Origin of the sequence: Ruminococcus flavefaciens 007c, assembly GCF_000571935.1 — a bacterium.
GTDB lineage: Bacteria > Bacillota > Clostridia > Oscillospirales > Ruminococcaceae > Ruminococcus > Ruminococcus flavefaciens_F.
This window is the reverse complement of sequence record NZ_ATAX01000019.1, coordinates 40,999-51,926: the sequence shown is the minus strand read 5'-3', so window position 1 is coordinate 51,926 and position 10,928 is coordinate 40,999. Positions and strand designations below refer to the sequence as shown.

13 protein-coding genes and 1 other annotated feature are annotated in these 10,928 nt (G+C 42.9%); of the genes, 9 read left to right on the top strand and 4 right to left on the bottom strand.

The annotated features are described in order from the left end of the window. Positions 1 to 31: 31 nt before the first annotated feature. Positions 32 to 276: a binding site (T-box leader), on the bottom strand. Between the two features lie 292 nt (positions 277 to 568). Next, complete coding sequence (locus RF007C_RS06185) at positions 569 to 985, top strand: MaoC family dehydratase (protein ID WP_037298279.1); 417 nt, start codon at positions 569 to 571, stop codon at positions 983 to 985. A gap of 394 nt (positions 986 to 1,379) precedes the next feature. Here the strand turns inward: RF007C_RS06185 and RF007C_RS06180 are convergent, their stop codons facing one another. Genes RF007C_RS06180 through RF007C_RS06170 form a run of 3 tightly spaced genes read right to left on the bottom strand, consistent with a single transcriptional unit; the run spans position 1,380 to position 3,406 of the window. Further along, positions 1,380 to 2,204 (bottom strand): MBL fold metallo-hydrolase, encoded by an 825-nt coding sequence (locus RF007C_RS06180; RefSeq protein ID WP_037298277.1) that lies wholly within the window; start codon positions 2,202 to 2,204, stop codon positions 1,380 to 1,382. A 6-nt stretch (positions 2,205 to 2,210) separates the two neighbouring features. Further along, entirely contained in the window at positions 2,211 to 2,675 is a 465-nt protein-coding gene (locus RF007C_RS06175) for a C-GCAxxG-C-C family protein (RefSeq protein WP_037298276.1), read from the bottom strand. Beyond that, positions 2,675 to 3,406 carry a DUF134 domain-containing protein gene (locus RF007C_RS06170; protein ID WP_037298275.1) on the bottom strand — a complete coding sequence of 244 codons (732 nt, stop codon included), beginning with the start codon at positions 3,404 to 3,406 and terminating at the stop codon, positions 2,675 to 2,677. The genes RF007C_RS06175 and RF007C_RS06170 overlap by 1 nt, the downstream gene beginning before the upstream one ends. 130 nt (positions 3,407 to 3,536) lie before the next feature. Here RF007C_RS06170 and RF007C_RS06165 point away from each other — a divergent pair, with 130 nt between their 5' ends. From RF007C_RS06165 to RF007C_RS17995, 8 genes are all read left to right on the top strand, one after another. Next, entirely contained in the window at positions 3,537 to 4,100 is a 564-nt protein-coding gene (locus tag RF007C_RS06165) for a chromate transporter (RefSeq protein WP_019679538.1), read from the top strand. After that, the gene (locus RF007C_RS06160; RefSeq protein WP_037298273.1) at positions 4,087 to 4,653 is read left to right on the top strand and encodes a chromate transporter; all 567 of its coding nucleotides are present in this window, start codon (positions 4,087 to 4,089) and stop codon (positions 4,651 to 4,653) included. The genes RF007C_RS06165 and RF007C_RS06160 overlap by 14 nt, the downstream gene beginning before the upstream one ends. 77 nt (positions 4,654 to 4,730) lie before the next feature. Further along, positions 4,731 to 5,039 carry an ArsR/SmtB family transcription factor gene (locus RF007C_RS06155; RefSeq protein WP_037298271.1) on the top strand — a complete coding sequence of 103 codons (309 nt, stop codon included), beginning with the start codon at positions 4,731 to 4,733 and terminating at the stop codon, positions 5,037 to 5,039. A 74-nt stretch (positions 5,040 to 5,113) separates the two neighbouring features. Next, a complete protein-coding gene (locus RF007C_RS06150) occupies positions 5,114 to 5,557 on the top strand; it encodes a C-GCAxxG-C-C family protein (protein ID WP_037298269.1) in 444 nt (147 codons plus the stop codon). Positions 5,558 to 5,592: 35 nt separating this feature from the next. Then, complete coding sequence (locus tag RF007C_RS06145; RefSeq protein WP_051456560.1) at positions 5,593 to 6,555, top strand: permease; 963 nt, start codon at positions 5,593 to 5,595, stop codon at positions 6,553 to 6,555. A 12-nt stretch (positions 6,556 to 6,567) separates the two neighbouring features. Then, a complete protein-coding gene (locus RF007C_RS06140; protein ID WP_037298266.1) occupies positions 6,568 to 6,801 on the top strand; it encodes a thioredoxin family protein in 234 nt (77 codons plus the stop codon). A gap of 362 nt (positions 6,802 to 7,163) precedes the next feature. Continuing rightward, the gene (locus tag RF007C_RS18000) at positions 7,164 to 7,496 is read left to right on the top strand and encodes a hypothetical protein (RefSeq protein ID WP_051456558.1); all 333 of its coding nucleotides are present in this window, start codon (positions 7,164 to 7,166) and stop codon (positions 7,494 to 7,496) included. Continuing rightward, entirely contained in the window at positions 7,451 to 7,744 is a 294-nt protein-coding gene (locus RF007C_RS17995) for a tyrosine-type recombinase/integrase (RefSeq protein WP_343203232.1), read from the top strand. Before RF007C_RS18000 ends, RF007C_RS17995 begins: the two co-directional genes overlap by 46 nt. 190 nt (positions 7,745 to 7,934) lie before the next feature. Here RF007C_RS17995 and mgtA read toward each other — a convergent pair whose 3' ends face one another. Further along, complete coding sequence (gene mgtA, locus RF007C_RS06130; protein ID WP_037298265.1) at positions 7,935 to 10,553, bottom strand: magnesium-translocating P-type ATPase; 2,619 nt, start codon at positions 10,551 to 10,553, stop codon at positions 7,935 to 7,937. Positions 10,554 to 10,928 lie beyond the last annotated feature (375 nt).

The window sequence follows — 10,928 nt, the reverse complement described above, 5'->3', positions numbered from 1 at the left end:
ATAAAAAACAAAAAACCCGTCTCAAAGAAAACTTTGAGACGAGTATCATAATCTGATTACCCGCGGTACCACTCAAATTGTGCCGCTATTGCGTAACACCACTTCAGACTCCAGCAAGCCCTATTCCTTGACGCAGACTCACGGGAACGCTTACTGATAACTTTCAGCATTCCGGCTCAGAAGGGATACATAGCATTGCTTATCACCGGCTCACACCTACCGCCGGCTCTCTGCAGACATTGGCAATCCTCTGCTTGTCTTCCTCATAGCTTATGTTCTGGATTATATCATACAAAGATTCGTTTGTCAATACCTTTTTGAAAAATTATTTTTTAATTATCGCAAAATATTGTTTGATTAAAATACTAAAATCCTGCTGTCAGGAAGTTGAATTTGTTCTCTGAACCTTATTCTATAGCTGTAAGTTGATATTTTGTAAGTTGTTTTGAGGCTTTTCGATAAGGATTGGTTATATTATTGAAAAATAATCCTGTTTATGGTATAATACACTTATTTCCAATAGCTATTTTCTTTTATATTCTGGAGGTATAATATATATTTTGATGAAATGAAAATCGGAATGAGCGTTGACGTAGCCCCTGCTGTTATAGACAAAGGTAAAATGCTTGCGTTTGCAAAAGAGTATGATAATTTACCGCTGCATACAGATGAGGAATATGCAAAGACAACTCACTTTGGTAAACTTATTGCTCCCGGCGTTATGTCATTCATGATTGTATGGGCAAAGTACCTTGAAGTAGATTTTTTCGGTAATGAACTGCTTGCGGGTAAATCAACAAAAATTGAATGGCACAAGCCCGTTTTCGCAGAAGATGTGCTGACAGGAAAAGCAACTATAACAAACCTCATTAAGCGTAATGATAAAAATGGAATTGTTGCCGTATCCTTTGATGTTTATAATCAAAATGGTGAGCTTGTATTGACTGATGTTACAGAAGCAATTGTAAAATGCAGATTACAGTAAACGGTATAAAATCCTTACAACGATTATAGTATTGATGTTTTCAATCTTAGTATTAACGATACGAAAAAAACAGTTCCCGCGTGGGAGCTGTTGTTCTTGTAGGGTGATATTATGTTAATATTTGCATTGGAGCCTGATAATGACATTAAAGGTATCGAGTAAAGAAAGGCATATATTGAGAAACTTATTGAAAAGCTTACCAAGCCTAATATAGTATTCTGCACGAAATAACCATGCAGATACTACACTGTATTGGCGGTCTTGCAGCATTTACTGCTTTGAGTTTGGTATGATAATTATCATCAAAAATGAATAGATACAGTAAACCCCATATCACAAGTTTTATGATGTGGGGTTATTTCCATTTTCTGCTATATATCTTGTCGTTGTATACTCATTTCCTAAGCTCATAACAAATTTCTTCTCCGCTATGCAGAGCAATGAGCTTATCTCCCATTATCTCTTTCATAAGATCAAAGGCAGGGATACCTGTGCAATGTCCGCTGTAAAAAACAGTGTTCATTTTTGCAAGCTCCTGCGCTGTCTGAATGATGATCGCTTTTTCTTTTTCGGTATGCTCGCCGTCCTTTTTCATCATGTGGAAACCTGTGATAACATAGTCGGGAGCGTTGGCGAAAATCTCTCCATATCGATCGAGAATATTGAGAATACCGTTATGCGAACAGCCAGACAGCAGCCAGTGCTTTCCGTTCTGCTTTATTACAAGGCACTGCTCATGAGCGAAATTATCGGGGACTTTCTCTCCGCTTTCCATACGTGAGAGTTTAGAATTACCTTGCGGATAACACCGTCTGCCTGTGATACCGCTGAACAGAAACAGCTCATCGTCAAGCTGAACATCGCCGTTGATAAGCCGCACATTCGGCAATTCAAGTATATCCTTGTCGATGCCGATATAGCGTTCACCGTTGTAATGAGGCTCGGCAGCTGACTTCTGCATAATGATCTGTGCGGTATGGTTGATCTGCGAGAACGGAAGGATACCGCCTGAATGGTCATAATGTCCGTGGCTGAGTATCACCGTATCGACTAAGGACAGGTCAACTCCAAGAACTTCTGCATTCTTTACAACAGCATCACTCTGTCCCGTGTCAAGCAGGAGCTTATGCTTTTCAGTCTCGATATAAATGGAAAGCCCATGTTCAGCGATACAGCCTTCGTGACCGAAGGAGTTTTCTACAATTGTGATGATCTTCATAGGCTTTTACCTCACAGGCGGATTATCTTTAAAATAGCGGTCAAGTATTTCTGCCGCTGTTTTGACGAATTTCACGCAGGGTCTTACTCTGTAATATTGCTCGGTACGTTTTTCGGGGGTGGGCGTACTTGTTACCGCCAATCCTTTCAAAAGGTCTCGGCAGATGATAGCTTCATGTGCTTTTCGGAATTTCTCTGCGAGATACTGTATACGCTGGTAATGCGCCGCTTTCAAATTGTCATCAAGTTCCGTGCCCTGTCCGTAAAGGATACCTGCCACCATGAACATGCCTGAGCAAGCACCGCAGACCTCACGCATACGTCCCATTCCGGCTCCGAAGGATGACGAAAGCCGTTTTGCAAGCTCCTCGTCCATGCCGGTAACATCGGAGAATGCAACAAAAACAGACTGTGCGCAGTTATACCCCTGCGTAAAAAGGCTGACTGCCTTTTCAGTATGATCGAACTTCATCAGTGGTTACCGCAGCTGTGCGTGCCGCAGCCATGATCTCCGCAGGAATGACCTTCGCCGTGTTCATGAGCGTGATGATCGCAGGTCGGGTTCTCGTTCTGAACAAGTGTCTGTGCAAGAAAAGCAGCAACAGCATCATCTGCACTTCCCATATTACCGCCGTAGAGAGCGATGCCTGCCTCCTGCATAGCCATCTGTGCGCCTCCGCCGATACCTCCGCAGATCAGAACGTCAGCCTGAGCGTTCTTCAGAAATCCTGCGAGCGCACCATGTCCTGCACCCATTGTTCCAACTATCTGTTCATTGATGATCTTGCCATCGGCAACGTCATAAAGCTTGAACTGCTCGGTTCTGCCGAAATGCTGAAAGATCTGTCCGTTTTCATAGGTTACTGCGATTCTCATAATAGTGCTTCCTTTCCGTGTGATCTCCTCCGAGATCGTGTTATCAAGAGTATAATTTCCGCCCGAAATGACGATGCGTCTGCCTTCGACCAGGGCCTGAGCGAGTTTTTTTCTTGCAGTGTCATAGATCGCCGTGACGGTTGTTCTCGCCACGTTCATCTCCTGAGCGCATTGTTCCTGCGTCTTTGACTGATAATCGATCAGTCGTATCGTTTCAAACTCGTCAAGCGTCATAACGACCGTATCGTTTGCTGTATCCTGATCGGGAGCAAAGCTCCAGTAATCGGGGTAACAACAGATACGGCGTGATTTTTGAGGTCTTGGCATAACAGCATCTCCTTTCTGACTTATGTCGATTATAACATATTTATCGACTTATGTCAAGTATATTCTTGGCATTTTAGGATATTGACGGTTACTGCTTCATTTGGTATAATTTCTTTGTAGGAGTGATACCATGAATAAGAATCTTGATCTGTTCCTGACATTTATGAAAATCGGGGCGTTTACCTTTGGCGGCGGTTATGCGATGATACCGCTGATACAGAAGGAAGTATGCGAAAACAAAGAATGGCTTAATGAAAAAGACATCACCGATATTGTTGCAATCTCTGAGTCAACGCCCGGACCGATCGCTATAAATGCCGCAACCTTTGTAGGATATAAGACATCGGGCTTTCTTGGGGCGTGTATGGCAACCCTCGGTGTTGTCCTGCCCTCGTTTCTTATAATCTCGCTTATATCCCTGATATTGACGCAGTTTCAGAGCATCAGAGCAGTTCGGTACGCCTTTATGGGTATCAGGGCAGCCGTACTTGCTCTGATACTGAAAGCACTATGGATGATGTTCAAATCGGTGAAGAAGAAAAAGAAGCCATTTTCCTATGTGATCATGGGACTTTCTCTTGTTCTGACTGCTTTTCTGAAAATAGATGCCGTATTTGTCATCATCGGATGCGGATTGTTCGGTCTGCTGTGGTCAATCCTGAACAGAAAGGAGCAGAGCAATGGCACTGATTGAGTTGTTTCTTGTCTTTCTGAAAATAGGGGCGTTCACCTTTGGCGGCGGATACGCTATGATTGCTATGATACAGGCGGAAGCAGAACGACACGGCTGGCTGACGCAGGAGGAGCTTGTGGATTTCGTTGCTCTTAGCGAAAGTACACCCGGCCCCCTTGCAGTCAATATGGCGACCTTTGTAGGTATCAGAACAGGCGGCATTTTAGGGGCGATAATAGCTACCCTCGGTATAGTTTTGCCGTCCTTTATCATCATACTTATCATCGCAAAGTGCTTTGAAAAGTACAAGAAAAGCAAAGCGGTGGGCGGTATCATGTCGGGATTGAAACCTGCTGTTGTCGGAATGATAGGTTCAGCCTTTATATCTGTTGCAAGGACGGTGTTCTTCCCGGCAGGTTTGAGCGTATCTGTTTTTTCTTCTGCGAGCTTCTGGGTATTTCTCGGATTATTTGCCATTACTGCCGTGCTTGCGTTCAAAAAGGTACACCCGATCAAGATCATTCTGCTGTCTGCGGTGATAGGGATAGGCGCAGGATACGGATTGGGGTTATAATAGAATTTAGAAAAACATATTGACATTTTTCTATGTGTATGATATAATATAGAAAATCTTTGATGTGAGGTGAGGACGTGGAGTTATCAAACAAGCAGATTACAGTAATATTCAAATCCCTGTGTGATGAAAACAGAGTGCAGATATTCAGAATCCTGCAAAACGGCGAACTATGCGCCTGTCATCTCCTTGAGGAGCTTCACCTGAGTCAGCCCACGCTTTCTCATCATATGAAGGTACTCTGCGACAGCGGACTTGTGGTCGGCAGAAAAGAGGGGAAGTGGATGCACTACTCTATCTCAGCAGAGGGAGCAAAAATCGCTGTGGACTGCCTGAAAGAGATCACGGCAGTAAACGAAAGCGAATGTAAATGCTGCAATAAATAAGCCGTATGACCATACGGCTTAAAGCATCAGTTACAAATTGATATATCTAAATATAACTATCGGAGGGAACGAAAATGGATAATGTAATGAAAGCAGTTCAGTATTATGAGAAAGGCTATAAGTGCTCGCAGGCTGTATTTGCGGCGTTTGCGGAGCAGTTCGGCATAACAGAAAAGCAGGCATTTCAGATAGGTGCCTGCTTCGGCGGAGGAATGTGTATGGGCGAGGTCTGCGGCGCTTGTACGGGAGCTCTTATGGTTCTCGGAATGAAGTACGGGCAGTTCGACCTCAGCGACACCGAGAGCCGTGCAAAAAGCGGCGCTGTGGCAGTTAAGTTCCTCGACGAATTCGAGAAGCGTAAGGGCTCGTATATTTGTAGGGACATTCTCGGCTGCGACCTCAGAACTGAGGAGGGTAAGAATTTTGCACTGTCAAACGGTCTTTTCAAGACCCTCTGTCCCGAAATGGTAAGGACGGCGGCAGAAATTCTGACAGAAATGCTCGGAGGTAATCAATAAGAGTGTGGGACTTCATACAGGACGAATTATTCGGCATGAAATGGCTGAACAGGCTTATTGGCTCACTGCTGAAAGCCTGCGGTCTTGATACTGAAAGCAAACTGGGCGGCAGTTTGCAATTCTTCATCTATGACACGATAAAAATTATGATGCTGCTGGGCTTCCTGATTTTTGTTATAACCTTTATACAGAGCTATTTTCCGCCTGAGAGGACGAAAAAGATACTGGGTAGATTTCACGGTATCGGTGCGAACTGTATCGCGGCACTGCTCGGCACGGTCACGCCGTTCTGTTCATGTTCTTCAATTCCGCTGTTTATGGGCTTCACAAGTGCAGGGCTTCCGCTGGGTGTGACGTTTTCATTCCTTATATCATCGCCAATGGTGGACTTAGGCTCGCTTGTCCTGCTGATGAGCATATTCGGCTGGAAGGTCGCTGTGATTTATGTAATTGTCGGACTTGTTATCGCAGTCACAGGCGGTTCGCTTATCGAAAAGCTGCACCTTGAAGATCAGGTAGAGGAGTTTATCCGCAACGGCAGAAGCATTGATACTCCGCAGAATGAGTTGACAAATCGCGATAGAATGAAATACGCCTGGGAGCAAGTGGCTGAAACAGCCAGAAAGGTCCTGCCCTATATTATAGCAGGAGTAGGTATCGGAGCGATCATCCACAACTGGATACCTGAGGAATGGATAGTAAACGTTCTTGGCACCGGAAATCCTTTCGGAGTTATCCTTGCATCGGTATGTGGCATACCGATGTATGCAGACATATTCGGCTGTATTCCTATTGCAGAAGCACTTGTCGCAAAAGGAGCAAATCTCGGCGTAGTTATCGCTTTTTTGATGGGCGTTATCACGCTCTCGCTGCCGTCGATGATAATGCTTAAAAAGGCAATAAAGTCAAAGCTGCTTGGCATTTTTATCGCTATCTGCACGGTTGGAATTATCTTTGTGGGGTATTTCTTTAATCTCATTCAGAATTACATTATTTAGGAGGTCATTATTATGAAAACTACAATTAAAGTCCTCGGTTCTGGCTGTAAAGCCTGCCATCAGCTCTACGATAACACTGTCAAGGCTGTCGAGGGTATGGGTATCGAGGTCGAGTATGTCACTGACTTGCAGAAGATAATGGAGTACGGCGTTATGTCAATGCCTGCGCTCGTTGTCAATGAAAATCTCGTTTCCTCTGGTAAAACTCTGAAGCCTGCTGAGATAATGAAGCTTATAGGCAAATGACAATACTGAAGGCAGCCGTAAAGGTGTAAAGTTATTTCTGATGAAGAATACAATAATCTAAATTCTCCTCATTAAATGAAATGCTATACTATGGCAATAGCCCGTGGTCTATTGAAATACAAAAAAGTACGTCATATAAATGCTTTTTTGCTTTTGAAATATGGAAAAGAAAAGTGACACTCTATTGAAATGAATCGGAGCCGGTTAATGATGTGCCCCCAAAAAGTTAGACTATATAAGCGTAGCAGTTAATTGACTGCTACGCTATTTTTATGCTTGCAAGAGGCTAAGCCTGTATTGTACAGGACTTTTCCATGCGTCGCTTGTGTCCAAGAGTGTATTCTGCAATAGGTCATCTCCGCATGGATAAGATCACGCCGCGCCATGTTCAGGCGTTTATCAATTCGCTTTCTGAGAAAGATGCCAATATGCTTAACGGAAACCCACTATCACTTAAAGCAATCAGACACTATCACAGCTTTATATCTGAAGTTTTTACATATGGTGAAAGAAGGGGAGTAGTCAGCAAAAATCCATGTAAGAAGGTTATCCTGCCAAAGATACAATACACGGAAAAGCAGATATACACATCAGACGATATACAAAGGATACTTGTATTGCTTGAAAAAGAACAGCTTCAGTTCAGAGTATTTTTCACACTGATGATATACAGTGGGTTTCGCATTCATGGTTAAAGCGATTCTGCGAGCGAAATAATATACCGTTCTATGGAATACACTCTTTCAGGAACACCTTTGCTTCGATTCTTGTCAATCAGGGAGTAGATATTGTTACGGTATCAGGAGCGTTAGGACATTCGGTAGTTTCAACAACAAGCAATATTTACTGTCATATACTTGATGAAGCAAGAGCAAAAATCACTGAAGCTATCAGCACTGCACTGGATTATTCAAACAAAAAAATAGAGCCAAAAGGTGCCTGACCGATTGGCTTCTGAAATGGTTGATTTGCTTGATTCTTGAACAAAGAACAAATAAAGAACAGATTGTATATAAGCAAAATGTGAACTCATGGGAATGGCTATATATAGCCATTCCCACAGTTTAAAACTGGTGGAGGCGAGGGGATTATATCATTATGGGCTGCATTTTGTATTAATACTGATCTGGTACTCATACCCACTCATGGTTCTTCCTGATGTAGATATGCTTCAGTATCTGTGCAAGTATAGTGTATACAAGCATGAGAACAGCAAGCCATATTACATAGGACGGGATCATTACAGGCAGATCGAAAAGCTTTGCAATTGCAGTAAAACCTATAATAAGCGTAACTATTACCACTGCCAGCGTAGATATATTTAACTGTAATGAAGCACGGTCTTTGATAAACGGTACTTTGGGAGTTCTGATCGTATGGATAACTACAGTCTGTGAGATTATACCAAACATGAACCAACCGTTCTGGAAGAAGCCTGCCATATCGTTGCAGTTGAATTTATAAATAAACCACAGCACAAGGAAACACAGAACGTCGAGAACTGTACTGAGCAATCCGAATATCACCATGAATTTTTTTATGCCGGGGATATTCCATTTCTTAGGCAGCCTGATACTCTCGTCCTCAACATGGTCGAATGGCATTCCGAGCTGTGCGAAATCATTGAGGATATTCTGTACAAGGATATGTATAGGCAGAAGCGGCAGGAACGGCAGGAAGATACTTGCTATAAGTACAGAGAACATATTACCAAAGTTACCGCTGACAGACATTTTCAGATACTTGGACATATTTGCAAAGGTGCGTCTTCCTTCGATAACACCTTCATCAAGAACATTAAGGTCTTTTTCAAGCAGGATGATATCCGCAACTTCCTTTGCAATATCAACGGCTGTATCTACAGAAATACCAACATCAGCCTGTTTAAGCGGCAAGCTGTCATTTATACCATCGCCCATATATCCGACTGTATGTCCTTTAGTCTGGAAAGCCTTTACTACACGCTGCTTTTGATATGGTGAGAGTTTGGAATAGATGTGGCATTTCTCGCAGGCCTCGTTCAGTTCGTCGTCGGTCATTTCTTCAACCTGTGCACCTGTCAGAGTATAATCTGTGGGTATTCCGAGTCTGCCGCAGATGTTGATTGCAACGCCTTCGGTATCGCCTGTAAGGACTACTGTACGGACACCATTTTTCTGAAGAGCTGCGATAGCCGACTCCGCAGAAGGTTTAGGAGGATCGAGGAAGCCGACAAATCCAATAAGCACCATGTCGCTCTCATCATCTACACCGAACGTCTCAACATCGTGGATATTGTTTTTCTGTGCAACAGCTATTACGCGGATACCTTCAAGGTTGTTTTCAGTGGCTATTCTCTGAGCGTTGTCGATAAGCTCCTGTGTGATTGGTTTAACTTCGCCTTCTATCTCAATATATCCGCATATTGACAGTATTTCTTCTACTGCGCCCTTGGTTATCAGTTGCCTCTTGCCATTCTTGTCTCGCAGCACAACGCTCATGCGGCGGCGGCTGAAATCAAATGGGATTTCATCTTCACGCACATAAGCCTCTTTTAAATATGAGAGCTCTTCCTTTTCAGCACGGTTGATTATAGCTACATCCATAAGGTTCTTCAAGCCTGTCTGGAAGAAGCTGTTCATAAAAGCATGACGCAGAATTCGCTTATCTTCGCGTCCGAGAACGTCCATGTATTTTTCAAGCACTATCTCGTCCTGAGTAAGAGTACCTGTTTTATCCGTACAGAGTACGTCCATTTCTCCGAATGTCTGTATAGCACCGAGACGCTTTACTATGGTTTGCTTGCGGGACATGTTTATGGCGCCCTTTGCAAGCGATGATGTCATGATAACGGGAAGCATTTCCGGCATAAGTCCTACTGCGATGGTTATACCAAACATCAGTGAATCGAGCCAGCTTCCCTTGGTGATGAAATTGGCAATAAAAATGATCGGTACCATAACTATCATGAATTTTATGAGCAGCTTGCTTATTGAGTTGATATTGCGCTCAAAGCTGCTCTTGTCCTGATAGGTGTTGAGGCTCTTGGCCATACTACCGAGATATGTACGATTTCCTGTTGTAAGTATTACAGCCTTAGCACTACCTGAGATTATATTACTTCCCATAAAGCCAATATTATCAAGCTCTGTTATATCCGAACCCTCGGGATCGGGACCTGCGAATTTTTCGATAGGCTGACTTTCGCCAGTAAGCTGCGACTGATCGGTAAACAAGTCTTTGGTTTCGATAAATCGAACGTCTCCAGGAAGCATATCTCCTGAAGCAAGTTTTACAACGTCGCCAGGAACAACATCTTCTATATTAACTTCCATGCTACTGCCGTTTCTGATAACATCTATTTTATTGGTTATCATGTTCTGAAGCTTCTGTGCGGCGGAATTGGACTTTTCTTCCTGCACAAATGAAATGATGCCAGATACTGCAACTACGAATATCAGCATAAGGAAAGTAGCCCAACTTGGCTTAGTAGCGATGATGACATCGGTTACAAGCGTGACTGCCGCAACAATGAGAAGTACGATATTGAACGGATTGATGATCGCTGCACGTACACGTTTCAACAGACTGTTCTCATTACCTGTGTCTATTATATTCTTTCCATATTCTTCCAGACGATCGCTCGCTTCTACCTGATTAAGTCCCTCGTCACAGGTATCAAGTCTCTGAAAAAGCTCCTCGTCTGTTATTTTGGCTATTTCTGCAAGCTGCTTCTCGGCAGCCTGCTTTTTCTCATTTTTGTTTTCTGACATTTTAAGCCTCCGGTCATCAACTGATAGTTTTTAATACATACTCTTTATGTATGTATTTAAAATTATATCATTTAAACATTCATATGTCAAGAAGCTAAAGTGAATACCCTATTTGATATCTATTCTTTAGAAAAACTCTGAAACCTGCGGAGATATTTAAGCTTATAGGTAAATGACAAAGCTGAAATCAGCCATAATAGTATGAAGTTGTTTCTGATGAAGAATACAATAATCAGAATTCTTCTCAATAGCGAGTCATATAAGTTGTTTTTTCACTTTTGAAATATGGCAAATAAAAGTGACACCCTATTAAAAAGAATCGGAGCCGGTTAATGACCTGGCTCCGTCACATTTTATGTGTACTTTTTTGTATTC